The organism is Emergencia timonensis, assembly GCF_900086585.1.
Taxonomy (GTDB): domain Bacteria; phylum Bacillota; class Clostridia; order Peptostreptococcales; family Anaerovoracaceae; genus Senimuribacter; species Senimuribacter timonensis.
The window spans coordinates 1,545,487-1,564,158 of sequence record NZ_FLKM01000008.1 but is presented as its reverse complement, the minus strand read 5'-3'; the positions used below and the strand labels follow the sequence as shown (position 1 = coordinate 1,564,158).

At 45.6% G+C, this 18,672-nt stretch carries 16 protein-coding genes and 1 pseudogene; 3 read left to right on the top strand and 14 right to left on the bottom strand.

Features of this window, described 5'->3' with window-relative positions:
• Positions 1-21: 21 nt before the first annotated feature.
• The 6 genes from BN6539_RS08460 to acpP are packed head-to-tail and all read right to left on the bottom strand — an operon-like array spanning position 22 to position 4,659.
• The gene (locus BN6539_RS08460; protein WP_067536520.1) at positions 22-975 is read right to left on the bottom strand and encodes a beta-ketoacyl-ACP synthase III; all 954 of its coding nucleotides are present in this window, start codon (positions 973-975) and stop codon (positions 22-24) included.
• The gene (locus BN6539_RS08455; RefSeq protein WP_067536517.1) at positions 962-1,801 is read right to left on the bottom strand and encodes an acetyl-CoA carboxylase carboxyltransferase subunit alpha; all 840 of its coding nucleotides are present in this window, start codon (positions 1,799-1,801) and stop codon (positions 962-964) included. The genes BN6539_RS08460 and BN6539_RS08455 overlap by 14 nt, the downstream gene beginning before the upstream one ends.
• Positions 1,798-2,637: an acetyl-CoA carboxylase, carboxyltransferase subunit beta gene (gene accD / locus BN6539_RS08450; RefSeq protein ID WP_082907415.1), complete on the bottom strand. Its 840-nt coding sequence runs from the start codon at positions 2,635-2,637 to the stop codon at positions 1,798-1,800. Before accD ends, BN6539_RS08455 begins: the two co-directional genes overlap by 4 nt.
• On the bottom strand, positions 2,624-4,012 hold the full coding sequence (gene accC, locus BN6539_RS08445) for an acetyl-CoA carboxylase biotin carboxylase subunit (RefSeq protein ID WP_067536510.1): 1,389 nt from the start codon (positions 4,010-4,012) through the stop codon (positions 2,624-2,626). The genes accD and accC overlap by 14 nt, the downstream gene beginning before the upstream one ends.
• Positions 4,006-4,425 carry an acetyl-CoA carboxylase biotin carboxyl carrier protein gene (locus BN6539_RS08440; protein WP_067536507.1) on the bottom strand — a complete coding sequence of 140 codons (420 nt, stop codon included), beginning with the start codon at positions 4,423-4,425 and terminating at the stop codon, positions 4,006-4,008. The genes accC and BN6539_RS08440 overlap by 7 nt, the downstream gene beginning before the upstream one ends.
• A 3-nt stretch (positions 4,426-4,428) precedes the next feature.
• Positions 4,429-4,659, bottom strand: coding sequence for an acyl carrier protein (gene acpP / locus BN6539_RS08435; RefSeq protein WP_067536503.1), 231 nt, complete (start codon positions 4,657-4,659; stop codon positions 4,429-4,431).
• A 258-nt stretch (positions 4,660-4,917) separates the two neighbouring features.
• On the opposite strand from acpP, the pseudogene BN6539_RS08430 reads away from it, so the two are divergent.
• A pseudogene (locus BN6539_RS08430) lies at positions 4,918-5,391 on the top strand (Rpn family recombination-promoting nuclease/putative transposase); the annotation flags it as partial.
• Between the two features lie 206 nt (positions 5,392-5,597).
• Here the strand turns inward: BN6539_RS08430 and BN6539_RS08425 are convergent.
• Both BN6539_RS08425 and BN6539_RS08420 read right to left on the bottom strand, forming a co-directional pair.
• On the bottom strand, positions 5,598-6,485 hold the full coding sequence (locus tag BN6539_RS08425) for a GGDEF domain-containing protein (RefSeq protein WP_067536497.1): 888 nt from the start codon (positions 6,483-6,485) through the stop codon (positions 5,598-5,600).
• 69 nt (positions 6,486-6,554) lie between these two features.
• Positions 6,555-8,210 carry a glutamate--tRNA ligase gene (locus BN6539_RS08420; RefSeq protein WP_067536493.1) on the bottom strand — a complete coding sequence of 552 codons (1,656 nt, stop codon included), beginning with the start codon at positions 8,208-8,210 and terminating at the stop codon, positions 6,555-6,557.
• A 111-nt stretch (positions 8,211-8,321) separates the two neighbouring features.
• Here BN6539_RS08420 and BN6539_RS08415 point away from each other — a divergent pair, with 111 nt between their 5' ends.
• A complete protein-coding gene (locus BN6539_RS08415; RefSeq protein ID WP_067536490.1) occupies positions 8,322-9,740 on the top strand; it encodes a spore germination protein in 1,419 nt (472 codons plus the stop codon).
• 92 nt (positions 9,741-9,832) lie between these two features.
• Here the strand turns inward: BN6539_RS08415 and BN6539_RS08410 are convergent, their stop codons facing one another.
• The 6 genes from BN6539_RS08410 to BN6539_RS08385 form a co-directional block, all read right to left on the bottom strand.
• Positions 9,833-10,246 carry an acyl-CoA thioesterase gene (locus BN6539_RS08410; RefSeq protein WP_067536487.1) on the bottom strand — a complete coding sequence of 138 codons (414 nt, stop codon included), beginning with the start codon at positions 10,244-10,246 and terminating at the stop codon, positions 9,833-9,835.
• Positions 10,247-10,376: 130 nt separating this feature from the next.
• Positions 10,377-12,002: a BCCT family transporter gene (locus BN6539_RS08405; protein WP_067536484.1), complete on the bottom strand. Its 1,626-nt coding sequence runs from the start codon at positions 12,000-12,002 to the stop codon at positions 10,377-10,379.
• 240 nt (positions 12,003-12,242) lie between these two features.
• Complete coding sequence (locus BN6539_RS08400) at positions 12,243-12,521, bottom strand: 4Fe-4S dicluster domain-containing protein (RefSeq protein ID WP_074038086.1); 279 nt, start codon at positions 12,519-12,521, stop codon at positions 12,243-12,245.
• Between the two features lie 124 nt (positions 12,522-12,645).
• Complete coding sequence (locus BN6539_RS08395; protein WP_067536479.1) at positions 12,646-13,848, bottom strand: CaiB/BaiF CoA transferase family protein; 1,203 nt, start codon at positions 13,846-13,848, stop codon at positions 12,646-12,648.
• A 15-nt stretch (positions 13,849-13,863) separates the two neighbouring features.
• Positions 13,864-15,042 (bottom strand): CaiB/BaiF CoA transferase family protein, encoded by a 1,179-nt coding sequence (locus tag BN6539_RS08390; RefSeq protein ID WP_067536474.1) that lies wholly within the window; start codon positions 15,040-15,042, stop codon positions 13,864-13,866.
• A 271-nt stretch (positions 15,043-15,313) separates the two neighbouring features.
• Positions 15,314-16,495, bottom strand: a complete 1,182-nt coding sequence (locus BN6539_RS08385; RefSeq protein WP_067536470.1) for an acyl-CoA dehydrogenase family protein — start codon at positions 16,493-16,495, stop codon at positions 15,314-15,316.
• 357 nt (positions 16,496-16,852) lie between these two features.
• Between BN6539_RS08385 and BN6539_RS08380 the strand changes: the two genes are divergently transcribed.
• Complete coding sequence (locus tag BN6539_RS08380) at positions 16,853-18,565, top strand: IS1634 family transposase (protein ID WP_067536469.1); 1,713 nt, start codon at positions 16,853-16,855, stop codon at positions 18,563-18,565.
• Positions 18,566-18,672 lie beyond the last annotated feature (107 nt).

Genomic DNA, 18,672 nt, shown 5'->3' with positions numbered 1-18,672 from the left:
GGAAGGTAATACGACGAACGCCTAGCCGCTCGCTCCGCTCCCGGGGCAGAATGTAACTAACATGCATCCATAAGTCAGTCCAGCGCCGAAACCGGTGCAGACCAACTTTGAGCCCGCATGTAAAAGGCCCTGCTCTTCCATTTCGCAAAGTGCGATTGGAATACTGGCCGCTGAAGTATTTCCGTAATCGTAAAGATTCTTAAAAAACTTATCCGTATCCTTTGATATACGCCTGGCCGCATTATCGATAATTCGTTCATTGGCTTGGTGGCAGACGAAATGGTCTATTTCCTTGTCAGTATATCCTGCTTCGTCCAGCACCGCTTTGATGCATTCGGGCACCTTGCTGACCGCAAAGCGATAGACTTCCTGTCCTGCCATTTTAATTGCCGTATCCTGGCGTGAGCAGTAGAGAATCTCTTTATTTGCAGCACAGCCAGCATAAAAGACAAAATCAGCTGCCGCATCATATTTCAAAACTGCCGCCCCGGCGCCATCGCCAAAGAGGACACAGGTTCCTCTGTCTGTCATGTCCATGAGAGGTGAAATCTTCTCGCTTCCAATGACCAAGGCGTATTTTTCCTGCTGACAAGCGAGAAGGCCATTAGCTAAATTGCAGCCGTAAATAAAACCTGAGCAGGCGCCATTAATATCGTAAGCCTGTATCTGCTCTAAAAGCCCCAGTCTTCCGGCTACATTGCACGCCACTGCCGGCGTGTAGTCGTCAGGCGTAAAAGTGCAGACGATGCACATCGCAATCTCTTTTCTATCAATGCCAGCATTTTCGATAGCCTGGCTGGCCGCTTCAAAAGCCATGTCTTCATTGGTCTTGTTCTCTGCAAAATAACGGGATTTGATGCCTGTCTTGGCCCTCACCCATTGATCGCTGGTGTCCACAATCTGGGCCAGGTCATCATTGGTGACGACTTTATCTCCCTGGGACTTTCCAAGGCCGATTATCTTAATTCCTGCCATGATCTGCTTTTTCCGCCTTTCTCTTAAAGTTTCCTGTATTCCGTAGTTTCTTATATCTGTCTTTTGCCAAAGCAGACCCACTGGTCTTTCCAAAGTGTATAAGCCCGCTGTAGATTTCTCTTTCTACAGCCTCAAATACATAAGCCTTCGCCTTGTGTGCCCCCTCTTCTGTCTCTGGTATCACCACATCGCAGATGCCCAGCTCAGCCAAATCCGGCGCTGTCAGCTTCATTACTTCGCAGGCTTCTTCCCAGCGGCCTGCGTCTTTCCAGAGAATTGTCGCAAATCCTTCTGGTGAAAGGACAGAAAAAATGCTGTTTTCCAGCATGATGTTTTTATCACTGACACCGATTGCCAGAGCGCCGCCGCTGCCGCCTTCTCCGATAAAGACGGAAATGGTCGGCACCCTGAGCCTTGCCATGACCGCAATGGATCTGGCGATGGCCTCACCCTGGCCGCCTGCTTCCGCTTTCAGTCCTGGATAAGCTCCCGGCGTATCCACAAAGGTAATGACCGGGCGGTGGAATTTCTCCGCCTGCAGCATCAGCCGTTCTGCTTTTCTATACCCTTCCGGATTCGGCATACCGAAACGGTACTTCAAATTTTCTTCTAGGTCTCTGCCCTTTTGATGTCCAATCACAGTCACAGGATACCCGTGAAAAAAAGCCAGGCCGCCTAAAATGCTGGCGTCTTCCCCGTTTTTTCGATCTCCGGCCAGAGGGAAAAAGTCATCAAAAATTGCCTCGATATAATCTCTGGTCGTCGGTCTTTGCGGGTGTCTGGCGAGTGCAACCCTTTCGGCTGCCGTTTTTTCACTGATTCTCATCTTCTGCCCCTCCTGTCGTGGATCTGTAATAATAAGCCTAATTTTGCCCGAAGATCCTTTCGCGGCACAATAGCATCCACAAAACCGTGATCTTTCAAATATTCTGCTCGCTGAAAACCTTCTGGCAGTGATTCCCCGATGGTCTGCTCGATGACCCTCGGTCCTGCAAAGCCGATCAAGGCTTTCGGTTCTGCCAGAATAATATCTCCCAGGCTGGCAAAGCTGGCGGTTACGCCGCCTGTGGTCGGATGGGTCAGCACCGATATGTAGGGCAGCCCTTCCTCACCGTGTCTGGCCACGGCGGCAGAGGTTTTCGCCATCTGGAACAGGGAAAGAATCCCTTCCTGCATTCTGGCTCCTCCTGAAGCGCAAAATATAATCAATGGCAGCCTATTCTTTGTCGCATATTCGCAGGCTCTCGTGATCTTTTCCCCTACGGCCATGCCCATGCTGCCCATCATGAATCGATTGTCCATGACACAGATTACCGTCTTGGTGCCTTGAATCTTTCCCGTTCCGGTAATGACCGCCTCTCTCAAGTTGGTCTTCTTTCTCTGTGCTGCCAGTTTTTCATCGTATTCTGGAAAATCCAGAGGATTTCCGCCTTTGATGCTGCCGCAGATTTCCCGAAAAGATTTCGGATCGAGAACGGTCTTTAATCTGTATTTTGCTGATATATTATAGTGATGACCGCAAGACGGGCACACGTACATTCCCTCCGCCAGCTGTTCTTTGGTAAACTTCTGCTCACATCCAGGACAGATAATCAGCTTTTCATTCTGCTTCAATTCTTTCAAAGATGAGAGAAGCTCTCTCTTTTGTTTAAAGGGATTCATTTTTTCCTCCTGCTGCCTCATAAATACTGAGAAGTTCGGTTAAGTGATTCTCAATAAAACTTGTGTCATAACCTCCTCTGAGGAAATCCGCGTTGTACATCAAAAGATGCTGCACAGGCAGTGTCGTTTCTACCCCGGTGATGACCGTCTCTTCCAGCGCACGCCGCATTCTTCTCACCGCCTCTAAACGAGTGTCGCCGCGAGCGATGATCTTTGCCACCATGGAATCATAAAACGGGCTGATCTGACATCCGTTATAGAGGGCGCTGTCCACTCTGATTCCTGCACCGGCTGGAAAATGAATGAACTCTACCCTCCCGGGACACGGGGCAAAATTAGCAAAGACATTCTCCGCTGTAATTCTGCATTCAATCGCATGGCCGGAAAGCTGCACATCCTCTTGCGAAAACCCTAATGGCAGACCGGCGGCAATACGCAATTGTTCTTTAACGATATTGACGCCTGTCACCATTTCCGTGACTGGATGCTCCACCTGAATCCGGGTGTTCATCTCTATGAAATAGAACTTGTTGTCTTTGTCGACGACAAATTCGATGGTCCCTGCATTTTCATAATTTGCGGCTTTCGCCGCTTTGACGGCCGCCGCCCCCATCTCGTCTCGCAGTTTGCTGGAAAGTCCCCAGGCCGGCGCTTCTTCCACCAGCTTCTGGTTTCTTCTCTGCACAGAACAGTCTCGTTCTCCTAGATGTACCACATTGCCCTGGCCGTCGGCCAAAATTTGAAATTCGATATGACGTGGATTTTCAATCAGCTTCTCCACATACATTTCGCCATTGCCGAAGCAGCTCTCCGCTTCCGCTGATGCCGCTGCAAAACCTTCTCGGACTTCTTCTTTATCATAGGCCTTTCTCATGCCCCGGCCGCCGCCGCCAGCAGAGGCTTTGAGCAAAACCGGATAGCCGATTTTGTCTGCAATGGTCACGGCTTCTTCTGCGTCTTTGACGGCGCCATCAGAACCTGGCACTACAGGAACGCCGGCCTTCACCATCAGTCTGCGGGCGGCAGACTTGTTTCCCATCCTGTCGATGGTGTCAGAAGCCGGGCCGATAAATTTAATGCCGTTTTCCTCACAGGCCCGGGCAAACTGGCTGTTCTCAGAGAGAAAACCGAAGCCCGGATGGATAGCGTCGCATTTTTCCGCCTTGGCCGCTTCTATGATGTTGCTGATATTGAGATAACTCTCGCCTGCTCTCGGACCACCGATGCAAATCGCCTTTGTCGCAATGATGGTATGGAGCGCCTGTTTATCAGCTGTTGAATAGACGGAGACCGCCTCAATAGAACAATCCAGACACTCGCGGATGATCCTGACCGCAATCTCACCCCGATTTGCAATAAGTACCTTTTTTAACATGGTTCAACCTCAAATAGAATCTGATCATACTCTACCAGTTCGCCGCTGACGCCTTTGATGCTGCGCACGATTCCATCCACAGGGGATTTCAGTTCGTTCATCATCTTCATTGCTTCCACTAAGCAGAGCACCTGCCCCTTCGCTACACGGTCTCCCAGGCTGACATAAGGCGGTTCATCCGGCGCTGCTGCCGCATAATATACGCCTACCAGAGGCGCTCTGACCTTCTCATAGCCATTTTCCGCTGCCTGGGCCTGCGGTATCTGTATCTGGGGCGCTGCTGCCTGTATTGGCTGCGTCTCTCTACCGCCTTTTTCCAGATGAATTTTAAAGGCGTCCTGTTCAATCTCCATGACAGTCAGAGAGGAACCTTCAAATCTGGCAATGAGATCATAAATTTCCTTCTGTTCCATGGTTTACGCCTGATACTTCTCGATGCAGCCTACAATGTCACTGACTTTTTTCATCTTGCCCAGCTCTTCGTCAGGAATTTTGATATCGAACTCTTCTTCCAGTGCCATAACCAGCTCCACTGCATCCAATGAATCGATGCCCAGATCATCTGCAATACTTGCTTCCATGGTGATCTTCTCTTCGTCACATCCTAAAGTGTTAACCATTGTCTCTTTTACTTTTTCAAAATTCATCTTTATTTCTCCTTGTTTACAATCAAAATTATTTTAATATTTTTAATTAAATTTATTTATTTAAAAATATTTAATTAAAAAACTTTAAGTATCTTATCAAGCATTGACGCAAAAGTCAATAGAAAATTGGATTCTTCACATAACTTACATAAAATCGGATTTGCATACTTGACATATCAACCAATTAATTGTAATATATTTACAGTCAATATATTACAATTAAGGTCAATATTGCAATAAAGCTCCTCCTATTCTGAGTTAAAGCCAACTTTTGTCATTTTCATCTGTACTTTTGATTATTACAACCTGGAGGAACCTGTCTACTTCTTTGAGAAATATGACGTGAAAAATGCCTTGCCTTATGGCGACGAAACGTATACAGTAATCTTAAATACAACCTGTCCAAAAGAAAAGGTTCCGACGTCGCTGAGAAAATTTTTCAGCTATGTCAATAGCCAGGAAATACCGTCAAATGACTCCTTTATTGAACAGATCCATCACCTGGTAGAGGAACTGAACGGTAGAAAGGAGATTGAACAGATTATGACACTGGAAGAAGAAATGGATGTACGTTTCAGCATCGGCAAAAAAGAGGGACTTTCAGAAGGACGCAAAGAAGGCGAAAAAAACGCACTCTGCGAAACTGCCCGCAAGATGAAGGCAAAAGGCTTTGAGGCGAATGATATTGCAGAGATCACCGGACTTTCCTTAGAAGAAATCGAGAAAATATAGCACGTCAAGAATGCAGCAGGATATCCTGCTGCATTTTTATTTTGTAACGATTGTATGCTGGCGGCTAAATTGGCGTTGGAGCGGCGGAATCTGCCCGAAAAGGATTCAAACAGCAATTTGATGGGCGAATGGCATGGAGGACTTTGCAGAAATCATGAAAGCAGAGACACTTAGCCTATGGGCCCGTTAACGCAGGCGTCCCTCTTTCATTGCCTTTTTATGCTCATACATTCGATCGTCAGCTCGTTTGGTACATGTCTCCATCTTTTCTCCTGGCTGCAGGCTATCGTAACCCTGCACAAGACCTGATCACCAATTAAATGACCGTCTTCATCGTTTATCTGCTTCAAATTGTTGACATCAGCACAGATGCAGATTACATTTTGATACTTCTTTCGATTCCGGTCTATTTGCTTTTGTTCCTCCATAAAGGCTGCTCTGTTGTAGAGTCCGGTCAGTCCATCCTGAAACGCCATCATCTTATAGTAACGGTTTTTGAAGTTTTCTTTGTAGCTGTTTAGGACGGTTTTGATCACGGAGCCTGCCCCCATAGCCAGGAAAAGCAGGATGCCCACCTGGGTGTAAAAGCTATTGCTGGCCGATTCTATGAAATGGGTGTAATGCGTCAGCAGATCCAGGCACATACCCAACCCGATGGGGATAATGCTGAGCAGTGTCCGCCTCTTCCTTTCTGAGACGTCATAAGGCGTTTTCAAAAGCGTACATATAATGATAATAAGTCCGCCAAAATCAACAATATGAGTGGCCAGCAGCATCTCGCGCAAGTCGAGAATGCGGCCAAAGTGAAGCGCCATCTGCACGGTGAGATTGACCAGACCGGCCCCTATAATGACATTGTAGAACTTTTTGTAGTTTTTATTTACCGATTCACGGAAAAACATCAGTAAAGGCAGCGGAAATGCTGCAAATACAATAAAGTTAATCAGATACATCAGATATGGATTCGCAGTCATATACAGGTTGAAACGGTTTTCTGAGGCGCTGTATATGCTAAAGAGAACAGCAAAGAGTCCAATATACCAAAGTCTTCGGCTTTCTTTGTCTTTTATAATAATCAAGCTGGCTGTTATCATCAATAGGCCGTCTTTTTTACTCCGTTTTTGCGCTAAAAACGGGCTGCAGAGCAGCCCGCTATTTAAACTCTATTGATACCTGCTAATTCTCGCTTTTGTTCTTTCTTCACCAAGAATCTGCTGAATCTCCCAAACATCAGGAGACTGTGCCCGTCCCATCAATGCAATTCTGATGACAGTGCTGACATGGCCCACGTGACCTTTGTAATCCTCCGGATGCTTTTTAAAGTCCTTCGGTTTTGCGGCATAACCCAGCTCTGTGGCGATATTTCTAATCTTATCAAACCACTGGCTCTGGTCGTCGCTGTGATCATAACCTGCCAGATAAGCATTTAAAATCGCTGGTACATCCTCTGACGGCACCTCTTGCGGCATCTCATCTTCTACCTGAAACAGATCATCAAAGAAGTAGCTGATAAAAGCAATCATCTGCTGGGCATAGATGAAATCCTTTCTCGGTTTCTTGTCGTTCCTTCCCAAGTCGAGGATTTTTTCGAGATATGCTCTATCGTCAAAAATGTGCATGATCTCAGGCTTAAATTCTTCCGCCCATTCCTTGAGAAATGCATACAACTCTGCTGCCGGAATGCGCAGCAGCACGTCTTTGCTGATATCATTGAGCTTGTTCAAATCAAATAAAGCGCCGGAATTGCTCATCTTCTCCGTGGTAAATGTAAAATCGTCAATCGGTGCGTCTGGATTTTCCATTCTCCACTCTTCAAAGTTGGAATTGAGAATGGTCAGCAGATATTCTCTCACAGCAGCGGGATGGTACCCCTGGTTCCTATAGTAATCCAGTGAAAGTTCAGGATCTTTCCGCTTGGATAGCTTTCTCTTATTGCCTTCTTCGTCTAACTTCATCAGCTGAGCAGTATGGCAGTAAATCGGCGGTTCCCAGCCTAGCTTTTCAAACAGTTCCACATGAATCGGCAGAGATGGCAGCCATTCAGCCCCTCTGATTACATGGGTTGTCCGCATCAAATGGTCGTCAACTACATGGGCAAAGTGATAAGTCGGAATACCAGTTGCCTTGAGGATGACCACATCCTGGAAGTTCTCCGGCATCTCTAAAATCCCTCTGATTGCGTCGTTGACTCTGATTTTCCTTACGGTTTCGTCTGACTGATTAGGATTTCCATCAGATTTAAGCCTGAGAACGTAAGGTTTTCCAGCATTCAGGTTTTCCAGAATTTCCTCGTAAGATAGTTCTCTGCTTTTTGCATATTCTCCATAGATTCCCGGATTTGCTTTAGCCGCTTCCTGTCCTGCTCTGATCTCTGCAATCTCTTCTTCCGTCAGAAAACAAGGATAGGCTTTTCCTTCTGCTACCAGCTTCTTTGCAAAACTCTGATAGATCTCACCTCTCTTGCTCTGGGTATAATCGCCGTAATCGCCCAAGTCGCCTTCCAGACTCGCACCTTCGTCGAAGTGAATGCCGAAAAACTTTAAAGAATTGATGATGATTTCTACAGCGCCTTCTACATATCTTTTATCGTCGGTGTCTTCAATTCGGAGATAGAAGATCCCATCGCTCTGGTGGGCCAGTCTTTCATCGACAAAAGCGCCGTACAAATTGCCCAGATGGATAAATCCTGTCGGGCTTGGACCAAGTCTGGTCACTTTCGCTCCTTCCGGCAGATTTCTCGCAGGATACATGGCTTCATAATCCTCCGCTCTCTTTTTTATCTGCGGAAACAGCAATTCTGCTAATTTGTTATCATCCATTTATTAAAACCTCCATTTTGGTAATTCGCTAAGTTCTTACATTATATACTTTGGACGGTATGAATTTCAAGGTTTTTGACAAAATATATGATAAGCAATAAGGAGGTTTTTATGAGTTTAAATAGATATGAATATTTTTTAGAACATTTTACCGGTCAGCTGCCAGTAGGAGAAAGCTTTGATCTTGTGGAGAGACACATCAAAATCGCCGGAAAACCAGGGCGCATGTATTTTGTCGACGGCCTGACTGACGGCCAGAAATGCCAGCTGCTACTCAATTTCCTTATGGGAGTGACCACTTCTGATATGCAAGATGTGGATACGAGCGACGACTTTTTAGAAAAAGTCTTTCCGTTCCTTGCCAGCACGGCAGAGACGGATATCCCCAATGTAGTAAAGCAGCTCTACGCCGGTCTGTCCGTAGTGATGATGGACGGCTTCGACAAGCTCATCGTAGCCGATACCAGAAGCTATCCCAGCCGCAGTGTCCAGGAACCAGAGAAGGAAAAGACCCTGCGCGGCGCAAAGGACGGCTTTACTGAGAGCTTCATGGAAAATCTGGGACTGATCCGCAGGCGAATCCGTGACAATCGTCTGATCTTCAAAAGTTTCAACATCGGCGAAAAGTCTAAGACCGATGTGGCACTCTGCTATATGAAAGGGGTTGCCGATGCAGACCTTGTCTCAAAAGTGGATACTGCCTTGTCAAAAATCAAATTGGACAGCGTTTCCGTCGGTGACCAGACTCTGGTGGAAAATCTGATGAAAGAATTGGAGGGAGGAAAGCGAAAGAGCAAGTTTAATCCTTTCCCAAAGGTTCGATACACCCAGAGACCCGATATTATCGGCGCCCATCTGACAGAGGGAAAAATTGCTATCGTCATCGACAATTCCCCAACTGTGGTATTGCTGCCAGTGGGAATCTTTGACTTCACCCAGGACGTTGACGATTATTACTTCCCTCTTATTACAGGAAACTACCTGCGATTAATCCGCATTATCAACATGCTGGTCATTCTCTTCATTTCACCAGTTTATCTTTTGATAGTGGAAGGCCACATAGGCGCTCCGTTGGATATGGATTTTATCATTCCTGAGGACCCTTACGCGCTTCCTATCTTCTGGCAGTTCATTCTGCTGGAATTTGCCATTGACGGACTAAAACTGGCCTCTCTCAATACACCGGAGTCTTTGGGGACCTCTTTGTCTGTCATCGGCGCTTTGATTTTAGGCCAATTCTCCATCGACTCAGGCTGGTTCATTCCCCAGACCATATTAGTCATGGCGGTGGTCGCATTGGCATCCTTTACGCAGCCCAGCATCGAATTGTCCTACGGCATCAAATTCATCAGAGTGATTATGCTGGTAGGAAGTATGCTGTTCGGTTTCTGGGGACTTGGCGGCGGCCTGGTTATCGGCTTTATCATCGTTGCCGCTACGAAGACGGTAAGCGGACATTCTTACTTGTACCCGCTGATCCCATTCCACTGGGCATCGCTGAAAAAGCTGCTGTTCCGGACTTCTAAATAAGTGATAGTAAGGAAAGGACCGTACACCAACGTCGTTAACGATCGTCAGTGCACGGTCTATTTTATGGGTAATGTTTATGTAATTTTTTCTTTTTATGCGCCTAAGAGCTGACGCATTAAGTCAGATATCGGCTTGCTGGCTCTGTTTTTCGTGTCGTATCCCACATAGACGGTTTCGCAGGTAACGATGACGTCGTCTTCGCCTTCGCGATAAATTTCAAAACCGATGGTCATACTCCTGTTTCCAATCTTCAGCACACGCATGCCGACCTCTATCAAATCGCCTTCATAGGCACTTGCAAAAAACTCGTAGGTGGACTTTTTGTGGCAGACCTCAGAATCATGCTCCTCGACGAGGGTTTTATACGGATACCCCTTCGAGCGGAAAAACTCCTCAAATGCAATATCGGTATAAATCACATAATGTCCATTGTATACGATGCCCTGCTGATCCACTTCATTATAGCGAACGCGGATAGGGCAAAAGAAAATGCAATCACTTCTCATTTCACTTACCTTCCTTTTTATATATATAACATCGAGAAGGCTGCCCCGATGCGTCACAAAGTGCCGGACAGAGAAACCACTTGCTTTCGATCCCCTTTCCGGCACTATGGAGTGTCATATGTTAAATCAATTAAGCGGTTTCGGAAGTTTCTTCCTCTTCACCTTGTAATTCAGCCTCTTCTTTCAAGAAAGCCTCATGATCTTCTTTTTCCTGCAGTGCGATATTCTTCGCATGCAATCCTGAACGGCTGTCATGTTTGAGCCATTTGAACAGCCCTATCTCTACACCGACCAGAATGACCATGAACGGTGCAGATATGATGATTGCCACCTGCTTGATCGGGTCGAATCCAGCGCCTGACAAGATGATTGCCATCGGAATGATCGCAAGCAGTACGCAGAAGAAGATTCTCAGAGCCATCTTCGGTGTTCCACGCTTTGTAACGGTTTCTGCCAAAGCCAGAGATGCAGAGTCCATGGACGGTGCTACGAATCCCACGATCAAAAGCAGAATCAGGAATGGCAGCAAGGTTGCTCCGCCTGGCAGAACTTTCAAGATGCTGTAGATAGCAGCATCGCCTACGCCGCTGTTAACCAGTCCTACAACATCAGCGCTTCCATCTAAGAAGGTCTTGATGGAGAAGCTGCCGTTAATTCCGAAGATAAACCAGCCGCCGGCTGTCATTCCGAAAATTGTTGCAACTGCAACTTCTCTGATGGTTCTGCCCTTGGAAACCTTGGCGATAAAGATACCCATCATCGCTACATAGTTCAGGTAGAATGCGTTGAAGTAAATGGTCCAGCTTTCAGCAAAACCTGTATTTTCAATAGGATCTGTAAACAAGCTCATTCTCGGCAGCTTGGAAATCATATGTCCTAAAGAGTTTACGATATTTTTCAGAATGAAGGTCGTCGGTCCTGCACACAGAACATAAAGCAGGAACACGATACACAGACCAGCGGCCGCATTACTGATGACCTTCATACCTTTTTCTGTTCCGAGATAGGATGTGAAGGTATATACGAGGGCAATGACAACGATGATGCCAATCTGCACAACCGGAGTCGCCTCGATTCCAAATAACGTTTTTAATCCGCCTGCTGCCAGAGGAACTGCCAGGCCCAGAGAAGAACTCAGTGCGCCCAATACGCCAAAGATGACCAGGAAGTCGATGACTTTACCGATTGCTGATTTTCCTTTGACTTTTTCTCCCAGCATAGAGCAGCAGATTGCGCTGGTCTGGAAAGATTTGATCTTTCTGACATATACGCCGTATGCGATGGCTACGCCCATTACGGTGTACATCGCCTGGTTTACCATTCCCCAGTGGAAGAACTGATAACCAAGGGATGATTCTAACGCCTCAGTGCTGTGAGGCTCCATGCCGAGTCCCGGTGCTTCGTAGTAAAATGCCCATTCTGTAAAGGACCAATAAAGGGCTGCGGAAGCGAGGGATGCCAGCAGCATCATTGCCAAGTAACTGAAAGTGGAATATTCCGGCTTGCAATCGCCCAGCCTGATTTTTCCGTACTTACCGAGACCAAGATAAAGGCCGATCAGAAATGTTACAAAGGCGACGACTTCAAAGACAGGTCCTAATCCTGAAATCATCTTGTTGAAGAATCCGCCGATTCCACGGATTGTCGTCTCTGGATTTAAGACCATAAAAATGATAAATACAGCGAGTACTGCCACGCTGACAATGATAAGTCCGATCTCTATATTCCCGCGGTCTTTTTTATTTAAATTTTCCATATTACCTCCTTGTGTTTCACAAAAGAGTCATAACTAATATTCGTGTCAGCCACTGCCTGGTGCAGTCGGCCTAACACTTCGCATTTCTAAGATGGGCGAGTAGAGAAATCTAATTACCAGTGATACAAAGAACTGGGCTACAGCAGGTATAGATAGATGGGATCTGTGAGCAGCGCTGCGGCTGCACAGATCCGTTTCTCCATTCTATATCTGACTCGAACAGGGCAAAAGAATATACAATTACTTTATCTCTTGCTCACTCTTTCTTTTTTTCTTCATTTCTTCATATCTTCTAATTGCTGCTCCAGGATCTGAAGAACGCTGTTTTCTGACCTTGTGATGTAAAGCGTCAAAAACACAGATATCCACACAATAGCCGCAATTGATACAAAGACGGTATGCATAACTTTTAGGCTCAGGGAATCCGCTGGCGGATATTCCGATGACCTTCATGGGGCATACCTCCGTACATGCATAACACTTCACGCATTTCGTTGTATCTGGAGAAATTAGTTTCACGGGTTAAGTCCTTTCTAAGATTAGGTCTTCTGTATGAATCCGTCTAATGTTTGAACTCTTACTATTATAGCAAAACATTCAAACATCAGACAGATTTATATATATTTCGCCACTATTTTAAGCATTAAACAGATTGATAAATTGCGCCGCTATCAATCAACTCGTCGATTTTTTCCTGGCTGTATCCCAATTCATTGAGAATATCTTTGCTGTTTGCGCCAGGGAATCCTGCTGCTACACCATTTGGATCTACCGGTGTTTTGCTGAAGCGAATCGGTGTATTGACGACGGTATAATCGCCTACTCCCGGCTGATTGATTTCGGTGATAACTTTTAACTCCTTCGTCTGCGGATTACCTGCAAACTCAGCTAAAGTCTGAACAGCTGATGCCGGAACACCAACTTCGCATAATTTCTTTTCGATTTCGTATCTTCCCATTGCAGAGGTCACCTTTTCCAATTCGGCTATCAGCGCCTCCCTGTTGCGGACACGAGATTCATTATTGTTAAACCGTGGATCCTGCTCTAAGGCGGACAAGCCCAACGTTTCGCAAAGCTGCGTCCACTCTTCCTCGCGGGTCACGGCGATGACTGCATTTCCATCATTTGTAACAAACTCTCCACATGGAGCATACCACGGATGATGATTGCCTGTCCGCGGCGTAAATTCTCCTGTCAGAGAATGTTCCAATACAGGCGCTTCGCACATATAGAATGCGCAGTCTAACATTGCAATGTCTACACGAAGGCCTTTGCCGGTCTTCTGCTTGTGAAGCAGCGCCATGGTAAGACCACGGAACAGCTGCAATCCAGCCCATGTGTCGCATAAGGAAAAGCCTGGCTTAATCGGTGCATCTGCGCCCTGTCCAGTGGTGCTCACCAGACCGCTTCTCGCAGCTGCGATGATGTCCATACACGGCAGATGGGATAAAGGACCGTAGGTACCAAAGCCAGCAATGGATCCGTATATCAATCCTGGATTAACCTTGAGCATCTCCTCATAGCCTATCCCGAGTTTTTCCAATGTGCCGGACTTGAAGTTTTCAATGACGATATCCACCTTAGATACCAAATCCATGACCACGTTTTTGCCTTCTTCTGAACGCATATCGACAGCCACACCCTTTTTGCCTCTGTTATACTGGCAGAAGTACAGACTGATGTCGTTTTTATATGGTCCGTATTCACGGGAAATATCACCATTACCTGGTCGTTCTACTTTTATAATCTCTGCACCCATATCCGCAAGCAACATGCCACAGAATGGTGCAGACAAAACCTGAGAAAAATCAAGAATTTTAATTCCTTCGAGAGGTCTCTTTTTCATGCCTTATACTCCTTCCTAGATGACACCTTGTTGTTGCAGGTGCGCGAGTTCTACAGAATCAATTGCTAAGGCACCATAAACTTCAGCGTTATGTTCTCCAAGGTTCGGTGCTGCTTTCAGAGGTTCTTCCTCTTCACCGACAAACTTTACCGGTTTGCCAGGCATCTCCAGCTTGCCGATCTTCTCGTCTTCCAGTGAAACGATCATATTTCTAACCTGCAATTGCGGTTCTTCTAACGCTTCTCTTGTCGTACTGCACATCGTGCCTGGAATAAGGTTTTCATCGCAAATCGCTGCGATTTCCTGCATTGTATAATTGGAAAACAAATCTTCGATCTTGTTTCTGAGATCTCCGAAATAATGGTATCCTCTTACTAAGTTAGAGCAGTACTTTTCATCTTCGTCCCACTCTGGAGTATTGAACGCTTTGCAGAATTTCGTCCACTGTGCATCGGACGAAATACCCATTGCAACATATCCGTTCTTACATTTTAAGATGTCATACGGATTGATCAGAGGGTGTGCATTTCCTGTACGCATAGGGTCTTCACCATCTGCGCCCCAAGTAATGACTTTATCTTCCGATACAGCAATTGCGGAGCCGCAGAGAGAGGTTTCCACCATCTGTCCTTCTCCTGTACTTCTTGCATAATAAATAGCTACGCATACAGCAGACGCAAGGAAGCTGGCAGCGTAGTGTTCTGAGATTGAAAATCCGATTCTAGTCGGCGGGTTTTCCGGAAACCCGGTAAAATGCATAACACCACTCTTTGCCTGCGCAATTAAGTCAGACTGCGGAATATCTGTTTCAGGTCCCGTAGAACCGTATGCTGAAACGCGTCCGTATACGAGGGATGGTTTGATTGCTGATAAGTCCTCATAACCCAAGCCAAGTTTTTCCATGGTGCCTGGGGTAAAGTTTTCCAGAACAGCATCGGCTGTCGCTACTAATTTCTTAAAGAGTTCTTTTCCTTCCGGATGCATTAGATTGAGAGTCACACTTTTTTTGCCGCGATCGCGAAAAACATGATGGGGACTAGCGCCATTTTTCAGCGGTGCCAGCTCACGAAGAGGATCCCCTCCACTTGGTGTTTCTACTTTAATAACCTCTGCTCCATAATCAGCCAATTCCATCCCGCAGTAGCCGGAAAGTGTTGTTAAATCAAGAATTCTTATTCCTTCTAAAGGTAACATGTAAACCTCCTTTTACTGTGAGAATTTGAGCCTCACGGTTGTGATACAGTTATTTATAACACACGGAAATATCGTCTATAGACGTATTTCCGTGTGTTTCAAAGAACGTATCTTACGAAGCGCCGCCCCTTATGGGCGACATCAGTGTATAGGAAGCCCCAGCACAGCGACTGGTCAAACCAGCGCTGATGCAGGTCTCATGCCAGAACGCCACAGCTTTAGCTGGTTGGCGTTTACGGCTGAGCGAAGCGACCTCATGCACACTCGTTATTTATTTTTCGTAATCCCATCCAGTGTAAAGTTCTACGCCACGTTTTTTGATCTGTCCGCCGATGACGTTTCTCTGAATCTCGGAAGTTCCTTCCCAAATTCTGTCAACTCTCTGGTCTCTCCACAGTCTTTCAACTGGGTTTTCTCTCATGTATCCACGTCCGCCCAGGATCTGAACACCCTTGTCAGTTACGTGGTTAACCATTTCTGAGCACCACAGTTTGATAGCGGATGCTCTTGCATGCTTCAGCTTACGATCCATATCAGGGTCTGAGATTTCCCAGCAAACTCTGTACAGTAAGCTCTTAGCAGCCATGATTTCCATAGTCATATCAGCGATCATGTGCTCGATTACCTGATATTCTCTGATTGGACGTCCGCCCTGAATACGTTCTGCAGCCCAGTCATTTGCTACGTTGAGAACTCTCTCAGCTCCGCCTACGCAACGTGCTGCGATTCCAAGTCTAGCTTCTACGAACCAGTCCTTTGTCATGTTGAAGCCTTCTCCGATTCCCTTCAGAATCTTAGATTCGTCAACGATTACATCTGTGAAAGTGAATTCTGGATGTTTGAATGCGAAGTGGTGAGTGAACTCTGGTGTTCTCTTAACGCTTACGCCAGGAGCATCCTTTTCTACGAAGAATACTGTAGCCTTTTCTGGATCTCCATCGATATGTGTATGAACAAGAAGGAAGTCAGCAACGTTACCAACAGTTACATACCATTTTTCTCCGTTGATCTTGTATCCGCCGTCGCATTTAACAGCAGTAGTCTGGCACTGAGTTGGATCGGAACCAGCGTCAGCTTCTGTGATTGCATAAGCGTCTCTACGTTTGCACTGGTTAGAAGGAATCAGATATTCTTCGATCTGTTCCTGTGTACCGAATTTCATTGGGAATGATGGCTGTGGAATAGCATCCCAGATAGCGCCTGTTGACATACCAAACTGTTCGCTGCACAGTGCCTGCTCAAATAAAGTCATTCCCTGTCCGCCGTGCTCTTTGGAGTGGTTAGTAGCGTTGAAGCCCCAGTCCATAACCTGCTGTGTTATGTATTTATGAGTCTCTGGAGTGATACCGTTGTTTTCTTCACATTCCATTTCGTAAGGGAAAAGTACCTGCTCTGTAAATTCCTTTGCCTTAACCTGTAATGCGCGATGCTCCTTGCTTAGTTTAAAATCCATAATAATATGCTCCTTTCAATTATAAAACAATAATGAATAATGACTACAAACCACTTCTATAAACCTTTATTATTTTATATTTACAAGTGGTCAATGTATTGGCTGTCGATTACCTTTTCTTCCAATACTCTTATGTAGCTCCTCTTTACAATTCACATAATAGCATCTTTCTTTTGACGAGACAAACTCTTTTCACAGATTTTTCTGTCATCCTTTTTTCTTGCATTTCCTCAATCCGTTGAAATTCAAAGGATTGCTTAGTAATATTTCTATTTTTTTTATGAATATTTCTGTGGCATTTTGCAGTTGTTTATAATATAATATGGGTGACAGATTTATCCAAGAAAGGAGGAGCTCGTGTTTTTAATAAAAGAAAAGAGAAAGAATGGTACCAATCTTTGTATCGTACAGTCCTATAGAGATCCAATAACCAAGGTTTCTAAGACAAAACGCATTATGAATGTGGGTTATTTAGAGGATTTGCAAAAGCAATACGATGATCCCATCGCCCATTTCCAAGAAGTTGCAAAGCAGATGACCGAAGAATACAGTACAAAAACGAAGCCGACCTATCTGACGATTAATCCAGCCAAATCCTTAGATCAAGGTGTCGACCTAATTAAAAACTATGGTTATGCCGCTCTCTCTGCCCTTTATCACGAGTTAAAGCTGGACGTGTTCTTCAGAGGGCGCCAGAGAACCGTGGACATCGATTACAGCCTCAACAGCATCATGAAACTTCTCGTATATGGGCGTATACTTTATCCAGGATCAGAAAAACAGATTTATGGAAAAAAGGATCGTCTATTTGACAAGACGGATTTTACTTTGGACGACTTATATCACTCTTTTCCCTATTTTCATCAATACAAAAATCAACTGCAATCTTGGATTCACGACCGTATTTGTGAAAATTACGGCAAAGATACAACTCAGATGTATTACTATGTGACCAACCATTACTTCGAGGTCAGCGAGCAAGATCTGTTACAAAAAAAAGGCGTATCCAGAGAATATAGAGAGGACCCGATTATTCAGATGGGGCTTTTTGTCGACACAAACAGACTTCCTGTATCATATGAACTTTTCCCGCGGGTCAGAGGCGACGTGCCTCTGTTAAAACCAGCGCTGAAGAAGGCCCGTTATAACTTCGGCGTAGACAAGGTCGTCATTGTAGACGACAACAGATCCAACAACGCTGATGTTCTCTACAACAGCGTGCTTTCCGGCGGAAACGGCTATATCATAAGCCAGACCATTCGCAACGCAAAACCGGAAATCAAAAAGTATGTCCTAAACCAAGACGGCTATAGACCTTTGGGCAAAGACTGCAAAATCAAATCGCGGGTCTGCAAGCGAGAGGTTCGCATTACGACGCCTGACGGCAAGAAAAAGACTGTTTTGCTCAAAGAAAAACAAATCGTCTTTTATAATGACATCCATGCAAGATGGGCGATTGCCGAAAGAGAAGACGTCATTCTGAAATCAAAGGATATCATCGCCTCTCCCGAAAAATACAACAAAGCCACCACTTATGGCGCGGCGACGTACGTAAAAAATCTCGAATACGATAAAAAAACAGGGGCAGTCATCCAGGACAGACAGGGACTGTATCTGGACGAAAAGAGCCTGCGGGAAGAGGAAAAGTACGACGGCTACTATATGCTGTTAACCAGTGAACTGGATATGAGCGAGGAAGAAATCGTCGATGTTTATACAGGCCTGTGGGAGATAGAAAACTCTTTCAGATTGATCAACAGCACCTTCCATGCCAGACCTGATTACGTGTCGAGAGCAGACCATATGTACACCCACTTTTCCACTTGTTTCGTGGCGCTCACTCTGACTCGCCTTCTGGAGCTGAAGACCCAGCGGAAATATCCTCTGCAGCAGGTCATTCGAAGTCTGAAAAAATGCAGCTGCGTACATATCGAGGATAATTACTACGTCACTACGTATTATGATAACGTTCTGGAATTTGTCGGCAACAGCCTGGGTGTAGACTTTTCAAAACGGTACGGGACGTTATGTACCATCAAAGAAAACTTAGGAGCGACAAAGAAAAGGTAACCGCACAATCATTAAAAGACAAAGAGGATTTCGCCGACAGATGCCCTGTCTGCAAAATCCTCTTTTTGTCCGTAACTGATTCTTAGTCGGACTGGTTTAGTCTTTGT

Excerpts from the sequence above, each read along its gene's own strand:
- BN6539_RS08460 (WP_067536520.1), bottom strand. The coding sequence starts at position 975 with ATGGCAGGAATTAAGATAATCGGCCTTGGAAAGTCCCAGGGAGATAAA.
- BN6539_RS08455 (WP_067536517.1), bottom strand. The coding sequence starts at position 1,801 with ATGAGAATCAGTGAAAAAACGGCAGCCGAAAGGGTTGCACTCGCCAGA.
- accD (WP_082907415.1), bottom strand. The coding sequence starts at position 2,637 with ATGAATCCCTTTAAACAAAAGAGAGAGCTTCTCTCATCTTTGAAAGAA.
- accC (WP_067536510.1), bottom strand. The coding sequence starts at position 4,012 with ATGTTAAAAAAGGTACTTATTGCAAATCGGGGTGAGATTGCGGTCAGG.
- BN6539_RS08440 (WP_067536507.1), bottom strand. The coding sequence starts at position 4,425 with ATGGAACAGAAGGAAATTTATGATCTCATTGCCAGATTTGAAGGTTCC.
- acpP (WP_067536503.1), bottom strand. The coding sequence starts at position 4,659 with ATGAATTTTGAAAAAGTAAAAGAGACAATGGTTAACACTTTAGGATGT.
- BN6539_RS08425 (WP_067536497.1), bottom strand. The coding sequence starts at position 6,485 with ATGATAACAGCCAGCTTGATTATTATAAAAGACAAAGAAAGCCGAAGA.
- BN6539_RS08420 (WP_067536493.1), bottom strand. The coding sequence starts at position 8,210 with ATGGATGATAACAAATTAGCAGAATTGCTGTTTCCGCAGATAAAAAAG.
- BN6539_RS08415 (WP_067536490.1), top strand. The coding sequence starts at position 8,322 with ATGAGTTTAAATAGATATGAATATTTTTTAGAACATTTTACCGGTCAG.
- BN6539_RS08410 (WP_067536487.1), bottom strand. The coding sequence starts at position 10,246 with ATGAGAAGTGATTGCATTTTCTTTTGCCCTATCCGCGTTCGCTATAAT.
- BN6539_RS08405 (WP_067536484.1), bottom strand. The coding sequence starts at position 12,002 with ATGGAAAATTTAAATAAAAAAGACCGCGGGAATATAGAGATCGGACTT.
- BN6539_RS08395 (WP_067536479.1), bottom strand. The coding sequence starts at position 13,848 with ATGAAAAAGAGACCTCTCGAAGGAATTAAAATTCTTGATTTTTCTCAG.
- BN6539_RS08390 (WP_067536474.1), bottom strand. The coding sequence starts at position 15,042 with ATGTTACCTTTAGAAGGAATAAGAATTCTTGATTTAACAACACTTTCC.
- BN6539_RS08385 (WP_067536470.1), bottom strand. The coding sequence starts at position 16,495 with ATGGATTTTAAACTAAGCAAGGAGCATCGCGCATTACAGGTTAAGGCA.